This window comes from Pseudoalteromonas sp. NZS11 (genome assembly GCF_015864765.1).
GTDB classification, from domain to species: domain Bacteria; phylum Pseudomonadota; class Gammaproteobacteria; order Enterobacterales; family Alteromonadaceae; genus Pseudoalteromonas; species Pseudoalteromonas arctica.
In genome coordinates, this window is the sequence record NZ_JADYWP010000003.1 from 515,782 (window position 1) to 530,756 (window position 14,975).

General features: G+C 39.4%; 13 protein-coding genes. 7 read left to right on the top strand and 6 right to left on the bottom strand.

From position 1 onward, the window contains the following. Positions 1-22: 22 nt before the first annotated feature. The 4 genes from sucA (at position 23) to sucD (ending at position 6,579) form a co-directional block, all read left to right on the top strand. The gene (gene sucA / locus I6E82_RS09330) at positions 23-2,842 is read left to right on the top strand and encodes a 2-oxoglutarate dehydrogenase E1 component (RefSeq protein WP_010552673.1); all 2,820 of its coding nucleotides are present in this window, start codon (positions 23-25) and stop codon (positions 2,840-2,842) included. A gap of 3 nt (positions 2,843-2,845) precedes the next feature. Then, a complete protein-coding gene (gene odhB, locus I6E82_RS09335) occupies positions 2,846-4,363 on the top strand; it encodes a 2-oxoglutarate dehydrogenase complex dihydrolipoyllysine-residue succinyltransferase (RefSeq protein ID WP_007586871.1) in 1,518 nt (505 codons plus the stop codon). Positions 4,364-4,540: 177 nt separating this feature from the next. Further along, the gene (gene sucC / locus I6E82_RS09340) at positions 4,541-5,707 is read left to right on the top strand and encodes an ADP-forming succinate--CoA ligase subunit beta (protein WP_007586870.1); all 1,167 of its coding nucleotides are present in this window, start codon (positions 4,541-4,543) and stop codon (positions 5,705-5,707) included. Further along, a complete protein-coding gene (gene sucD / locus I6E82_RS09345; RefSeq protein WP_010552674.1) occupies positions 5,707-6,579 on the top strand; it encodes a succinate--CoA ligase subunit alpha in 873 nt (290 codons plus the stop codon). Before sucC ends, sucD begins: the two co-directional genes overlap by 1 nt. 60 nt (positions 6,580-6,639) lie before the next feature. Here sucD and I6E82_RS09350 read toward each other — a convergent pair whose 3' ends face one another. Further along, a complete protein-coding gene (locus tag I6E82_RS09350) occupies positions 6,640-7,710 on the bottom strand; it encodes a DUF3083 family protein (protein ID WP_024592581.1) in 1,071 nt (356 codons plus the stop codon). Positions 7,711-7,928: 218 nt separating this feature from the next. Between I6E82_RS09350 and glnS the strand changes: the two genes are divergently transcribed. Beyond that, positions 7,929-9,587 (top strand): glutamine--tRNA ligase, encoded by a 1,659-nt coding sequence (gene glnS, locus I6E82_RS09355; RefSeq protein WP_197117672.1) that lies wholly within the window; start codon positions 7,929-7,931, stop codon positions 9,585-9,587. 306 nt (positions 9,588-9,893) lie between these two features. Here the strand turns inward: glnS and fur are convergent, their stop codons facing one another. The 5 genes from fur to I6E82_RS09380 form a co-directional block, all read right to left on the bottom strand. After that, positions 9,894-10,337 carry a ferric iron uptake transcriptional regulator gene (gene fur / locus I6E82_RS09360; protein WP_197117674.1) on the bottom strand — a complete coding sequence of 148 codons (444 nt, stop codon included), beginning with the start codon at positions 10,335-10,337 and terminating at the stop codon, positions 9,894-9,896. A gap of 186 nt (positions 10,338-10,523) precedes the next feature. Then, a complete protein-coding gene (gene fldA, locus I6E82_RS09365; protein ID WP_007586856.1) occupies positions 10,524-11,051 on the bottom strand; it encodes a flavodoxin FldA in 528 nt (175 codons plus the stop codon). 14 nt (positions 11,052-11,065) lie between these two features. Further along, the gene (gene ybfE / locus I6E82_RS09370) at positions 11,066-11,344 is read right to left on the bottom strand and encodes a LexA regulated protein (protein ID WP_002962928.1); all 279 of its coding nucleotides are present in this window, start codon (positions 11,342-11,344) and stop codon (positions 11,066-11,068) included. Positions 11,345-11,346: 2 nt separating this feature from the next. Beyond that, positions 11,347-11,568 (bottom strand): DUF2788 domain-containing protein, encoded by a 222-nt coding sequence (locus I6E82_RS09375; protein WP_002962930.1) that lies wholly within the window; start codon positions 11,566-11,568, stop codon positions 11,347-11,349. A 95-nt stretch (positions 11,569-11,663) separates the two neighbouring features. Further along, positions 11,664-12,431 carry an alpha/beta fold hydrolase gene (locus I6E82_RS09380; RefSeq protein WP_197117676.1) on the bottom strand — a complete coding sequence of 256 codons (768 nt, stop codon included), beginning with the start codon at positions 12,429-12,431 and terminating at the stop codon, positions 11,664-11,666. A 220-nt stretch (positions 12,432-12,651) separates the two neighbouring features. On the opposite strand from I6E82_RS09380, the gene seqA reads away from it, so the two are divergent. Both seqA and pgm read left to right on the top strand, forming a co-directional pair. Next, on the top strand, positions 12,652-13,248 hold the full coding sequence (gene seqA, locus I6E82_RS09385; RefSeq protein WP_165721944.1) for a replication initiation negative regulator SeqA: 597 nt from the start codon (positions 12,652-12,654) through the stop codon (positions 13,246-13,248). A gap of 9 nt (positions 13,249-13,257) precedes the next feature. Beyond that, positions 13,258-14,895, top strand: coding sequence for a phosphoglucomutase (alpha-D-glucose-1,6-bisphosphate-dependent) (gene pgm / locus I6E82_RS09390; RefSeq protein WP_197117677.1), 1,638 nt, complete (start codon positions 13,258-13,260; stop codon positions 14,893-14,895). Positions 14,896-14,975: the final 80 nt, after the last annotated feature.

Below are 14,975 nucleotides of genomic sequence, written 5' to 3' on the forward strand. Positions count from 1 at the left end.
CGCTAAAAAAAAGGGCTTATAAATGCACGAAGGTGTGATGAAGGCATGGCTAGAATCTTCACATTTAAACGGCGGCAACGTTGCTTATGTAGAAGAGCTTTATGAAGCGTATTTAGACGATGCGACTTCTGTGCCAGACGAATGGCGAGAAGTGTTTGAACAATTACCTAAAGTTGATGGTGTGGATGTTGAAGTAAAACATTCAGAGGTTCGAGCACAGTTTGCACAGCTTGCAAAAAACAAGCATAGAGAAGTAGTGGTAGCAGAGGGTAGTGGCGGTGACCTTAAACAGGTTAAAGTTCTACAACTTATTAATGCTTTCCGTTTTCGTGGGCACCAAAATGCAAACCTAGATCCATTAGGTATTTGGCAACGAGAGCGTGTACGAGATTTAGAGCTAGAGTACCACGACCTATCTTCAAGTGATTTTGACCGCGAGTTTAACGTAGGATCGTTTGCCGTAGGGCGCGATACTATGCCTTTAGGTGAACTATACCAAGCACTAAAAACTACATATTGTGGTTCAATTGGCGCTGAGTATATGCACATCACATCAACAGAGGAAAAACGTTGGTTACAACAACGTCTAGAATCTGTCCAGTCTAGGCCTAAATTCTCAAAAGATGAAAAGCTACGTATCCTTAAAGGGCTTACTGCAGCAGATGGTCTAGAAAAATATTTAGGGTCTAAGTTCCCTGGTGCTAAGCGCTTTTCACTTGAAGGTGGCGATGCGTTAGTTCCAATGCTTAAAGAGCTTATTCACCGCGCTGGTGAAAGCGGCCAACAAGAAGCTGTTATTGGTATGGCTCACCGTGGTCGTTTAAACGTTTTAGTTAATGTACTTGGTAAAAACCCATCAGAATTATTTGATGAATTTGCTGGTATACATAAAGAAACGTTAGGTTCTGGTGATGTTAAATATCACATGGGTTATTCGTCTGACTTTGCTACCAAAGGTGGCAATGTACACATGGCGCTTGCGTTTAACCCATCTCACCTAGAAATCGTAAACCCTGTTGTAATGGGCTCTGTGCGTGGTCGTCTCGACCGTTTAGGTGATAAGTCAGGCATTAAAGCACTACCTATTACCATCCATGGTGATTCTGCTATTGCTGGACAAGGTGTTGTTCAAGAAACGTTTAACATGTCACAAACTAATGCGTTTAGTTGTGGTGGTAGTATTCGTATTGTTGTCAACAACCAAGTAGGTTTCACAACCTCTAAGCAAGATGACGTTCGCTCAACGCCATACTGTACTGACATTGCTAAAATGGTTCAGTCTCCAATATTCCATGTTAATTCTGATGATCCTGAAGCCGTTGCATTTGTTACTCAACTTGCTCTTGATTTTAGAAATCAGTTTAAGCGTGACGTAGTAATTGATTTAGTTTGTTACCGTCGCCATGGTCACAATGAAGCTGATGAGCCTAATGCAACTCAGCCTGTCATGTACCAAAAAATTAAAAAGCATCCAGTGCCGCGTTTAATCTATGCAGACCAACTGATTGCTGAAGGCTCTTTTTCTGAACAAGAAGTTAAAGCCTTAGCTGATGAGTACCGTGATGCACTAGATGAAGGCAGCTGTGTTGTTTCAGAAATACAGCCAGAGACGTCGCATTCTTCTGAGTGGGCCAAATATATTGGTCATGAATGGAATGTTGACTACGATGCTAGCGTATCTGTAGAGAAGCTAAAAGCTCTTGGTGAGAAAGTAGCTTCTTACCCAGAACAACATAAAGCTCAATCTCGCGTTAAAAAGATTTATGACGATCGTAAGCTAATGGCCACAGGTGAAAAACCACTTGATTGGGGTATGGCAGAGACTCTTGCCTATGCAACAATTGCGTCTGAAGGTACTGACATTCGTTTAACAGGACAAGACACAGGTCGAGGAACATTCTTTCATCGTCATGCTGTTGTTCATGGTCAATCCGATGGTACAACTTACACTCCTTTAGAGCATTTAAGTGAAGATCAAGGCACATTTGAAGTCTTTGATTCTGTTTTATCTGAGGAAGCTGTCGTTGCGTTCGAATATGGATATGCTACCGCTGAACCTAAGTCTCTCGTAATATGGGAAGCGCAATTTGGTGACTTCGCCAATGGTGCACAAGTTGTATTTGACCAGTTCTTAAGTTCTGGTGAGCAAAAGTGGGGCCGTTTATGTGGGCTTACAATTTTGTTACCTCATGGCTACGAAGGTCAAGGGCCAGAGCATAGTTCAGCGCGCTTAGAGCGTTTCTTGCAACTATGTGCTGATCACAACATGCAAGTATGTGTTCCTTCAACGCCGGCGCAAGTTTACGCTATGCTTCGTCGTCAATCAGTTCGACCACTTCGTCGTCCTCTGATTGTTATGACGCCTAAGTCGCTACTTCGTCACCCGCTTGCAACTTCATCACTTGAAGAGCTTTCACACGGTGTTTACCATAATATGATCGACGAAGTTGATGATATTAACCCTGAGAAAGTAGAGCGCGTTGTATTTTGTAGCGGTAAAGTTTACTACGAGTTACTACAAGAGCGTCGTAAGCTTGAGCAAGATAATATTGCAATTGTACGTGTTGAACAGTTATACCCGTTCCCACACGATGAAATGCAAACAATTATAGAGCGCTACCAACACGTAACTGATTTTGTATGGTGTCAAGAAGAGCCACAAAACCAAGGTGCATGGTACTGTTCACAACATCACTTTATTGATGCAATCCCACAAGGTGCTAAATTAAAATATGCAGGACGTAAAGCGTCTGCATCACCAGCGTGTGGTTACATGTCAGTACATACTAAAGAACAACAAGCGCTCGTTGCCGACGCGCTTACTATAGAAAATAAAGGATAAGCAATGAGCACAGAAATTAAAGTTCCTGTTCTTCCTGAGTCGGTTGCAGATGCTACCGTTGCTACATGGCATGTAAGTGTTGGCGACAAAGTAACTCGCGATCAAAACTTAGTAGACATTGAAACAGATAAAGTGGTTTTAGAAGTTGTTGCACAGCATGACGGTGTAATAACAGAAATATCACAAGAAGAAGGTGCAACCGTACTTGGCGACCAAGTTATGGGTTTACTTGGTGATGCTGATGCAGCGCCAGCAAGTGAAGGTTCAACTAAAGAAGAATCAGCACCAGCTAAATCAGAAGACGCGCCAGTGGCGCAATCAGCACCAGCATCAGAAGGTAAAGAAGTGGATATTAAAGTACCTGTACTTCCAGAATCAGTTGCAGACGCAACAATTGCTACATGGCATGTACAACCAGGTGACGCGGTAACACGCGACCAAAACTTGGTAGATATTGAAACAGATAAAGTTGTTCTTGAAGTAGTAGCTCAAGAAGATGGCATCATGGGTGATATCATTCATGGCGAAGGCGATACTGTATTAGGCGAGCAAGTAATTGGTTCGGTTAAAGCAGGCGGTGCACCAGCGGCTCCAGCTGCAAAAGCAGACGCAGCGCCAGCAGCAGATTCAAGCGAAAGTTCAGATGTGTTAACACCATCAGTTCGTCGTTTAATTGCTGAGAAAGGCCTAGACGCTTCTAAAATTAAAGGCACGGGTAAAAATGGTCGTGTAACTAAAGAAGACGTTGATACTTTCTTAAAAGCACCAGCGCCAGCGGCTAAAAAAGCAGAAGCTTCTGCTCCAGCTGCACCGATGGGCGATCGTACTCAAAAACGTGTACCTATGACTCGTTTACGTAAAACGATTGCGACACGCCTTCTTGAAGCTAAAAACTCAACTGCAATGTTAACAACATTCAACGAAGTGAACATGGGACCAATCATGAGCCTTCGTAAGCAGTATCAAGAAACGTTTGAAAAGCGTCACGGCATTCGTTTAGGTTTCATGTCTTTCTATGTGAAAGCTGTAACTGAAGCTCTTAAGCGTTTTCCAGATGTAAATGCTTCAATTGATGGTGACGATATTGTTTACCATAACTATTTCGATATCAGCATTGCAGTATCTACTCCACGTGGCTTAGTTACTCCAGTACTTAAAGATTGTGACAAACTATCTGTTGCTGAAATCGAAAAAGGTATTCGTGAGTTAGCACTTAAAGGTCGTGATGGTAAGCTTACGCTTGCTGATATGACGGGTGGTAATTTCACTATTACTAATGGTGGCGTATTTGGTTCATTGCTATCTACACCTATCATTAACTTGCCACAGTCTTCAATCTTGGGTATGCATAAAATTCAAGACCGTCCGATGGCTGTAAATGGTAAAGTTGAAATACTACCTATGATGTATTTAGCACTTTCTTATGACCACCGTATCATTGATGGTAAAGAATCTGTTGGTTTCTTAGTAACTATTAAAGAGTTACTTGAAGATCCAACTCGCTTATTGCTAGATGTTTAATCTAGTTGTATGAAATGTAAGCTGTGAATGAACATTCACAGCTTTTTTTTTGCGCCTTTGGTCGTACTGGGGTTTTCATGTTAAGCCTTGGGATCTATACTAGGTGCGCAATTTGGGATAGTTGTTTATTTGAAAAAATATTCAGCTCTTTTAGTATAAAAAATTGGATAAAGCATCATGAATTTGCATGAGTATCAGGCAAAACAACTTTTTGCCGAATATGGTTTACCCGTTTCTACAGGTTACGCTTGCGATACACCTGAAGAAGCTGCTGCAGCTGCTGAAAAAATTGGCGGCGATATGTGGGTTGTTAAAACTCAGGTTCACGCAGGTGGGCGTGGTAAAGCTGGCGGTGTAAAGCTAGTTAAAACTATCGAAGAAGTAAAAGCGTTTGCAGCTAACTGGTTAGGTAAAAACCTAGTTACTTACCAAACAGACGAGAAAGGCCAGCCAGTAGCTAAAATTTTAGTAGAAAGCTGTACTGACATTGCTAACGAATTGTACCTAGGTGCAGTAGTTGACCGTGCATCTCGTAAAGTAGTTTTCATGGCGTCTACTGAAGGCGGCGTTGAAATTGAAACTGTTGCTGAAGAAACACCAGAGCTTATCCACAAAGCAGAGATCGACCCGTTAGTAGGTCCTCAAGCTTACCAAGCACGTGAACTAGGTTTCAAATTGGGTCTTAACCCAGTACAAATGAAACAGTTTGTTAAGATCTTTATGGGTCTTGGTAAAATGTTCACTGATTTTGATTTCGCACTACTTGAAATCAACCCGTTAGTAATTACAGATGAAGGCAACCTTCACTGTCTTGACGGCAAAATCGGTATTGATGGTAATGCACTTTACCGTCAACCTAAAATCCGTGAATTCCACGATCCATCTCAAGAAGATGCTCGTGAAGCACATGCAGCAAGCTTCGAACTTAACTACGTTGCCCTAGACGGTAATGTTGGTTGTATGGTTAACGGTGCAGGCCTAGCAATGGGTACTATGGACATCGTAAACCTACACGGCGGCAAGCCGGCTAACTTCTTGGATGTTGGTGGCGGTGCTACTAAAGAACGTGTTTCTGAAGCATTCAAAATCATTCTTTCTGACGACAATGTTAAAGCTGTTTTAGTAAACATCTTTGGCGGCATCGTTCGTTGTGACATGATTGCTGAAGGCATCATTGGCGCAGTTAAAGAAGTTGGCGTAACCGTACCAGTAGTTGTACGTTTAGAAGGTACTAATGCTGAATTAGGTCGTGAAGTTCTTAAGAACTCTGGTCTAGATATCATTGCTGCTGAATCACTAACAGACGCTGCTGAAAAAGTTGTTGCTGCTGCGGAGGGCAAATAATGTCTGTATTAATCAATAAAGATACAAAAGTTATCTGTCAAGGTTTCACTGGTGGCCAAGGTACTTTCCACTCAGAGCAAGCGCTTGAGTACGGTACACAAATGGTTGGTGGTGTTAGCCCAGGTAAAGGCGGTCAAACGCACCTTGGTCTTCCTGTATTCAACACAGTTCGTGATGCTGTAAAAGAAACTGGCGCAACTGCTTCAGTTATCTACGTACCAGCTCCTTTCTGTAAAGATGCAATCTTAGAAGCTATCGATGCTGGCATCGAGCTAATAGTTTGTATTACTGAAGGTATCCCTACACTTGATATGGTTGATGTTAAAATCAAACTAGATCAAACAGGTACTCGTATGATCGGTCCTAACTGCCCAGGTGTTATTACTCCTGGTCAAACTAAGATTGGTATCATGCCTGGTCATATCCACAAACCTGGTAAAGTAGGTATTGTTTCTCGCTCTGGTACTTTAACGTACGAAGCAGTTAAGCAAACTACTGATGCTGGTTTTGGTCAGTCTACGTGTGTTGGTATTGGTGGTGATCCAATTCCAGGTACTAACTTTATCGACGTTCTAGAAATGTTCGAAAAAGATCCACAAACTGAAGCAATCGTAATGATTGGTGAAATTGGTGGTACTGCAGAAGAAGAAGCTGCAGAGTACATCAAAGCTCACGTAACTAAACCTGTAGTATCTTACATTGCTGGTGTTACTGCACCAGAAGGTAAGCGTATGGGTCACGCTGGCGCAATCATTGCCGGCGGTAAAGGTACTGCTGATGAGAAATTTGCTGCATTAGAAGCTGCGGGCGTAAAAACTGTACGTTCACTTGCTGATATCGGTAAAGCACTTAAAGAGAAAACAGGCTGGTAATCGCTTGTTTTTCTTTAAAAAGGCCCGCATATGCGGGCCTTTTTGTTATTAGATGAAAATTTAGAAAGGGTAACTAATATGCTGGAAAAAACGTACAGATAAGTCTTGGCGTTGTTTATTTATAGCCAGCTCATTACACAGAGTATAGATTGTTTTTTCTACTTGGTTCATAAATCGACCGTAGCCCATTTCATGTTTATCCTGCTGCGTTGCGACTACTACAAAATGCAGCGTTTCTACCAATTTACTTGCTTCATAAAAGTGCTTAATTTGATTTTCATTAGATTCAATATCAAAACTTAACTTTTGAAGTTCATCATTGCCTTCACTTTTATCTATTTTACTGTTGCGTATAATAGGCGTTGCACCGTTAGCAACCATAGCGCCATGGTTTAAGTTATTATTTTGACACGCCCGTATAAATGCATAAGCAAAGTAGTCATAAAATTTAGCATAATCGTTTGTGTTCATTAGTGTTTGAAACTGCGTTTTAATAGCGCGCGAAACCGGTATAGTAAAAGTGGCGTAAGTCATCTCTGCATAATCATTGGGTATGCTGCATTGTCTTGATTGGTAGCGAGGGTAGAGACTTCTTAATTTGTAACCATAGCTTTCCTTGTTGCCTTTTTCTTTAGCAAATAGGTCATACGTTAAGTGTTGATGGTCGCGTAGTTTAAACTGGGGCTGATTTATTAAGAGTTGTCCTTGTAAAGTGTCTAACACTTTTTGGACTTTATTATGAAATTCTGCAGAATTGGCTCGTAAATCATCGCCTGTTGCTAAAAATAGAATGCGTATTTTTTTACTTGGTGTACCTTCAGTGTAATAAATCTTATGCGCTTCGTGATAACGGGGATTATAAAAAAAGAGCATTTGTTTATCTGTTTCTAATTGATAAGACTCATCATTAAATCTTACAACGGGTAGTTTATCATTTGCTAATAAGTGCACATTATAAAGCTCATACTCATCACAAGAAGCAAACAGCTGGCGTGCAATACGTTCATAGCAGCAATTTATATCACTAAAGCTTTTATAAAAATCGTGATTAGGGGTTATTTCAGCTAAAAGGTAGTGGTTAGCGCGTGCATTAGTTGGAATATATACACGATGTTGATTAAGTGTCGCCATCTTTAAATCCTTATAATGTAGGTTATTTACCTACTATAAACTGTTTAGATGACTTAAATATTGCGTTAAAACAAATTTTATTCATAAACAATGGTTCAGCTGAATTAAAGTTAAGCAATATCAAAAATAAACCTTAATCTAGTGCTGTATGTTAGTGTATGTTTTTGTAATAATGCATTAGTTTTGTTATTACGTAATATTTAGAGGACTGCACTCCTATGGCGGAAATTGAGAATCGCCCAAGTAACTTTATTAGAACCCGAATTGATGAAGACTTAGCAAGTAAAAAGCATGCAACAACGCATACACGTTTTCCACCTGAACCAAATGGCTTTTTGCATATTGGTCATGCCAAATCAATTTGTTTAAATTTTGGCATCGCAAAAGATTATAACGGTTTATGTAACTTACGTTTTGACGATACAAACCCAGAAAAAGAAGACATTAACTACGTTAATTCTATAAAAGAAGACGTACAGTGGTTAGGTTTTAACTGGGATGGCGATATAAAGTATTCTTCTAACTATTTTGATACTTTATATGGTTACGCTGTTGAGCTTATAAATAAAGGCTTAGCGTACGTTTGCTTTTTAACAGCAGACGAAGCACGCCAATACCGTGGTACATTGAAAGAGCCAGGTAAAAATAGCCCGTACAGAGATACATCAGTTGAAGAAAACCTAGCGTTATTTGAAAAAATGCGTGCTGGCGAATTCAAAGAAGGCGAATGTGTCCTGCGTGCTAAAATTGATATGGCTAGCTCATTTATGGTGCTTCGCGATCCAATTATTTATCGCGTACGTTTTGCTCATCATCATCAAACAGCAGACAAGTGGTGCATTTACCCAATGTATGACTTCACGCACTGTATTTCTGATGCACTCGAAGGTATTACACATTCATTATGCACACTCGAGTTTCAAGATAACCGTCGTTTGTACGACTGGGTACTTGATAACATTAGTTTAGAGTGTCACCCACAGCAAATTGAGTTTTCACGTTTAAATCTTGAATACACAATTATGTCTAAGCGTAAGCTAAGCGATTTAGTGGTAAATAACCATGTAGAAGGGTGGGATGACCCACGCATGCCTACAATTGCAGGCCTACGTCGCCGTGGTTATACACCAGGTTCAATCCGTGAGTTTTGTTTGCGTATTGGTGTAACAAAACAAGAGAATATGGTTGAAATGGGTATGCTTGAAGCATGTATCCGTGAAGATCTAAACGAAAATGCACCACGTGCAATGGCCGTACTCGATCCTGTTAAAGTTGTTATTGAAAACTACGATGCAGACAAGGTTGAGGTTTTATCTGTGGCTAACCACCCAAATAAAGAAGAAATGGGTCGTCGTGATGTACCGTTTACTCGCGAAATCTATATAGAACGAGAAGACTTTAAAGAAGAAGCAAATAACAAGTTTAAACGTTTAGTGCTTGATAAAGAAGTACGTTTGCGTGGCGCTTATGTTATTAAAGCACAGCGTGTTGAGAAAGACGAAAATGGCGAAATTACAACTATATTCTGTACTTACGATACTGAAACATTTGGTAAAAATCCAAGTGATGGACGTAAAGTAAAAGGTGTTATTCACTGGGTTTCAGCACCAGAGTGTATTACGGCAGAAGTTCGTTTATACGATCGTTTGTTTAGTGTTCCAAACCCAGCAGCCGCTGATGAGTTTGAAACAACATTAAATCCAGAGTCACTGGTTGTTTTATCAAACGCTAAATTAGAGCCATCGCTTGCTAATTCACAAGCAGAGCAGGGCTTTCAGTTTGAGCGTACGGGTTATTTCTCTCGTGATTCTAAATCAGAGAACGTTGTATTTAACCAAACAGTGGGTCTTCGTGATTCATGGTCTAAGACTCAATAAGTAATATCTAAAAACCTGAACCCTGGATAATAAATCTATCTCGAGCAGCTATTTTCAGCGCTAACTGCGTTGAATTTACTTGCAATAGGCCAGCTATTGACGCGTGAATTCGCCTTGTTTTTACTTAAAATCTCTGGCTAGAGAAATAAATTTAAATATCACCATGATTCAATACGTTGGTAAATCTCTTAACCAGAGTTCAGGTTTAATATCCCCAGTATTTACTGGGTATATTCATTACAAGCGTATTTTAGACACAAAAAAACCTGCACTTAGCAGGTTTTTTATTGCTTTTTAAAAGCGGTATTAGCTGTTAGCGTCGCTAAATTCTTTACACGCTGCTTTATCATTACACTCACCGTATAAATATAAAGAATGGTTTGTAAGTGTAATACCATTTTCTTCAGAAATTTCAAGTTGACGACGTTCAATCATCTCATCTTCAAACTCTACAACTTTGCCACACTTCAAACATACTAAATGATCGTGGTGTGTGCTTCCTGAAAGTTCAAATACTGATTTGCCACCTTCAAAGTGATGACGGTTTACAATACCCGCATCATCAAATTGGTTAAGTACGCGATATACAGTTGCAAGACCAATTTCTTCACCTAGATCCAAAAGAATTTTGTAAACATCTTCAGCACTGATGTGTTGGTTATCTGGAGATTGTAAAATCTCTAATATTTTAATACGCGGTAAAGTTACTTTTAAACCGGCTTTTTTAAGTTCCAAGTTATGATCAGTCATTAAATCTGTCTCAATTTTATTTGGTTATACTAGACATCTTGCAAAGATGTACACGACACATTAGCAACAAACAGGATAACGTGCCTAAGCGTTAAGTGCAAAGAACAATTGATTTATATTGCCACTAAAGCTTAAAACGCTAACTGTTTGATAATTATTTAAACAGCTAGCGATATATGCAGTAAATTAGTCAGCTAATTCACTTAAACACATTTCTTCATATACTTGAGCAGACCATGCTTTAACACGTTGTTCTGTAAGCTCTGGTTGACGGTCTTCGTCGATACCCAAACCTACAAAATGCTTATCATCAGCCATGCCTTTAGATGCTTCAAAGTCATAGCTTTCGCTCGGCCAATGACCAACAACAATAGCGCCACGTTCAGTAACGATATCGTTGATCATGCCCATCGCATCTAAAAAGTACTCAGCGTAATCTTCTTGGTCTCCACAACCAAAAATAGCAACAAGTTTACCTTCAAAGTCTACTTCTTCAAGTTCTGGAAAAAAGTCATCCCAGTCACATTGTGCTTCGCCGTAGTACCAAGTAGGGATACCGAATAAGATTAAATCAAATTCAGCAATCTCTTCTTTAGAGCTTTTTGCAATATCATGAACAGCCACTAGCTTTTTACCCAATTCTTTTTGGATCATTTTTGCTACGTGTTCTGTGTTACCTGTGTCACTTCCGAAAAAAATGCCTACACTTGCCATGGATTTAAAACCTTTTATGTATCAATAGCCAATCTTTCTTGTAAAATCGTTTCAATCAGCGCACTGCGGCTAATATTTTGTGCATCTGCCATATCACTCAATGCTTGATATAACTGCGATGAAACTTTAAATTCAACACGCTTTAAGCCACGTGCTTTATCTCTTTTTATTTGATTACGTTTATTTACCTTTAACTGCATATCCCGTGAAAGGGGATTGGTTTTAGGTCTGCCTGGGCGTTTTTCGTATTCAAATAAATCGAGTGTAGTTCTATCTGTTTCTGACTTCGCCATGCTTAACCTACACCTGCGCCTTGCCAAAATACTTGAATAAGACCTTTAGCAATAAAGCCTGAACAACCTAAAAAGAGCACACCCCAGACAATGTATTGTCCGAACTTAGGCACATTGCCACTTTTTAGTACGTCTTTAATTGCCATGCCGATGAATATGAAAATACCGGCTAAGCCAAAATACAACCCTAGGGTATCAAATTCGTTAATTAACTGACTGACCATCAACGTATAACCTTTAAATTAAACGGCGCGTACTATAGCATATAATTATTCATATATTTAGTGCGCAAAATCAAAAACACGCGATTAAAATTGCTTTAAACCGCAGTTAAAAAGTCGTTTACCGCTTTATTTACGGCAAGTGGCTTTTGAGCATGAAGCCAATGGCCTGCGCCATGAATTATTTTAGCCTTGGTATTTTTAAAGCGGGCTTTAATTGCAGTACGATGCTCGGGCAAAATATAGTCAGAATCATTACCTTTAATGAAAAGAGTATCGCATAAACAAGAATTGTTTTCATTAACATTGGATGTAATTGTAGAATATTTTTCGTCAAGCACATTTAAATTAAATCGCCATGCAAAATGACCTTCCTCATTTTTAGCGAGGCTTTTAAGTAGAAACTGTCGAACTCCCAGTTCTTCTATGTAAGGCTGCATTAGAGCATCAGCTTGTTTTCTATCGTCAATTGATTGTGCTGAAACCGCTTTTAATGCCTGTAATATTTTTGTGTGCCGAGCAGGGTAACTAACAGGTGCTATATCAAGTACAACAAGCTTATTTACAAGTTCAGGATGTGTAAGCGCTAATTCCATTGCCACTTTACCACCCATAGAGTGCCCAACTAAATGTGCTTTATCTATGTTCAAATGTGCTAATAACTCAACAATATCTTGTGCCATTGCCGGGTAGTTCATTTCATCACTATGAGGAGAAAGCCCGTGGTTACGTAAATCAACGTTAATAACAGTAAAGTGTTCACTTAATGGCTTTGCTATTACATTTAGGTTTTCTAATGATCCAAAAAGCCCATGTATCAAAATAACATTAGGACCTTGCCCTTGTTGCTTGTAATTTAACTGCATACTCGCCTCCTGAAAATTTCGCCATAGTTTGCCGAGCATTGCTCTAAAAAGCAAAAAATACAGCGACTATTTATTAAATTGGGCTTTTGTTTGTTAAATCAACAACAATGAGGTAAATATTAATATGTTTACGGGAGTGCTTGTTGTAACTCGCATTTCTGATTGGTTTGGGTATAATCACACGGGAGAAAAAAATGTGACCCGTAATGACAGGAAGAACATGAAACAAATCGACATAGACGACGAGTTATATCAATATATTGCAAGCAATACGCAAAGTATTGGTGAAAGTGCATCCACTATTTTACGTCGTTTATTAAATCTGAGCGGCGAAAAAATTCAAACCGCAAACGTAGAACTAACTCAAAATAATCAAACTGCGACTACGTCTACCGCCACATTAAAAAGCTCAGAGCCATCTGCTGCTGAGACTTCAAAAAAACAAACGCCTGTAGCTCATGCACTCGTGAAGCAAAAAAGCGATAATGTTTTTAATGTATTAAATAAAGAAGAGCTGGCAATGCAAAAAGGTGTTGTTGGACGCTTTTTGTTTATTTTAAGTGCATTTTACCGCACACATAAAACTGATTTTTCTGCGGTATTAGACATAAAAGGGCGTGACCGTGTTTACTTTGCTACTAGTAAAGAAGCTTTAGTAAATAGCGGTAGTAGTATGAATCCTAAAAACATAACCGATAGTGAATATTGGGTTATGACTAATTCTAATACAACGCGTAAAAAAATGATGCTTCATGAAGTTGCTCTTTGCCTTGGATATAGTGCAGAGCAAGCTGAAAAAATTCGCGATTACCTGTAAGGAAATATAATGGCTATTCACTCAGGCGCAGGCAAAACTGCTCCACAATCGGCACTGGTTAACGTACCTAAATTAGTATCTGCGTATTACTTAAATGAACCTGATCTTGAACAAAATCCAGAGCATTGTGTTGCCTTTGGTACCTCAGGGCACCGTGGTTGTTCTTACGATGTTAAATTTAACGAGTCACACATTTTAGCGATTACTCAGGCTATTTGTGATTACAGAAAACAAAATGACATATTTGGTCCGTTATTTTTAGGCAAAGACACACACGCATTGAGTGAAGCGGCATTTAACTCGGCTATTGAAGTATTAGTTGCTAACGAAGTGCAAGTGATAACGCAAGAAAACGGTGATTTTACACCAACGCCAGTTATCAGCCACGCTATAGTGAGCCACAATAAACTACACCCAAATGAATTAGCAGACGGGATTGTTGTTACGCCTTCGCATAACCCTCCTGAAGATGGTGGCTTTAAATACAATCCACCTAATGGCGGACCAGCTGATACCGACGTAACTAAGTGGATTGAAGACAGAGCTAATCAACTTTTATTAGAAGATTTAGTTGAAGTTGAGTTATTCCCATTCGCTAAAGCATCGCGTTCGGGCTTTATCCGCTACGAAGATTTAATGACTCCTTATATTGATGACTTAGCAAATATCGTTAATCTAAAAGCAATCAGCGATGCAGGTATTAAAATTGGTATTGATCCATTAGGTGGTTCAGGTATTAATTTTTGGCCAGTCATTGCAAAAAAATATAATTTAGATTTAACCGTAGTTAATGATGTTGTTGATCCACGTTTTGCTTTTATGCCACTTGATAAAGACGGCAAAATTCGTATGGATTGTTCATCACCTTATTCAATGGCAAATCTTATTGCACTAAAAGATGATTTTGATGTGTCTATTGGTAATGACCCTGACTACGATCGTCACGGTATTGTAACGCCAGATGGCTTAATGAATCCAAACCACTTTTTAGCAGTGGCAATCGATTACTTACTTAAACACCGTGATTGGAATGAAACCGTAGAAATTGGCAAAACATTGGTTTCTAGCTCTATGATCGACAAAGTAGCTGCTCGCAACAACCGTAAGGTTAAAGAAGTACCAGTAGGCTTTAAATGGTTTGTTGAAGGCTTAAGCAAAGGCAAGCTTGCCTTTGGTGGCGAAGAAAGCGCAGGTGCTGCATTCCTACGTTTTGATGGCTCTGTATGGTGTACAGATAAAGATGGCTTCATTATGGGTCTATTAGCCGCAGAGATTTTGGCTGTGACAGGTAAAACGCCATCAGTGCTTTATAAAGAATTAGAACAAGAGTTTGGTTCTCCAATTTATAAACGCCTAGATGCACCAGCCACAAGCGGTCAAAAAGCACGTTTAAAAGCATTGAGTGCTTCTGATGTTAAAGCAGATACACTTGCTGGCGAGCCTATTTTGCAAAAATTGACTCATGCACCAGGTAACGATGCCGCCATTGGTGGTTTAAAAGTGGTAACTGAGAACGGCTGGTTTGCAGCGCGTCCATCAGGCACTGAAGATATTTATAAAATATACCTTGAATCATTTAAAGGTGAAGAGCATTTAGCATTACTTGAAAAAGAAGCTAAAAAGCTTGTAGATTCAGTTATAAGCTAACTTAATCTAATAATTTTAAAACGGCTGATTTATTCAGCCGTTTTCGTTTCTATACCTTGTGTATATAAAAATATATTCAT

What these genes read in the sequence shown, in the direction of transcription:
- fldA (WP_007586856.1), bottom strand. Translation starts at nt 11,051, where the DNA reads ATGGCAAGTGTAGGCATTTTTTTCGGAAGTGACACAGGTAACACAGAA.
- fur (WP_197117674.1), bottom strand. Translation starts at nt 10,337, where the DNA reads ATGACTGATCATAACTTGGAACTTAAAAAAGCCGGTTTAAAAGTAACT.
- sucA (WP_010552673.1), top strand. Translation starts at nt 23, where the DNA reads ATGCACGAAGGTGTGATGAAGGCATGGCTAGAATCTTCACATTTAAAC.
- glnS (WP_197117672.1), top strand. Translation starts at nt 7,929, where the DNA reads ATGGCGGAAATTGAGAATCGCCCAAGTAACTTTATTAGAACCCGAATT.
- pgm (WP_197117677.1), top strand. Translation starts at nt 13,258, where the DNA reads ATGGCTATTCACTCAGGCGCAGGCAAAACTGCTCCACAATCGGCACTG.
- I6E82_RS09350 (WP_024592581.1), bottom strand. Translation starts at nt 7,710, where the DNA reads ATGGCGACACTTAATCAACATCGTGTATATATTCCAACTAATGCACGC.
- odhB (WP_007586871.1), top strand. Translation starts at nt 2,846, where the DNA reads ATGAGCACAGAAATTAAAGTTCCTGTTCTTCCTGAGTCGGTTGCAGAT.
- sucC (WP_007586870.1), top strand. Translation starts at nt 4,541, where the DNA reads ATGAATTTGCATGAGTATCAGGCAAAACAACTTTTTGCCGAATATGGT.
- I6E82_RS09380 (WP_197117676.1), bottom strand. Translation starts at nt 12,431, where the DNA reads ATGCAGTTAAATTACAAGCAACAAGGGCAAGGTCCTAATGTTATTTTG.
- I6E82_RS09375 (WP_002962930.1), bottom strand. Translation starts at nt 11,568, where the DNA reads ATGGTCAGTCAGTTAATTAACGAATTTGATACCCTAGGGTTGTATTTT.
- seqA (WP_165721944.1), top strand. Translation starts at nt 12,652, where the DNA reads ATGAAACAAATCGACATAGACGACGAGTTATATCAATATATTGCAAGC.
- ybfE (WP_002962928.1), bottom strand. Translation starts at nt 11,344, where the DNA reads ATGGCGAAGTCAGAAACAGATAGAACTACACTCGATTTATTTGAATAC.
- sucD (WP_010552674.1), top strand. Translation starts at nt 5,707, where the DNA reads ATGTCTGTATTAATCAATAAAGATACAAAAGTTATCTGTCAAGGTTTC.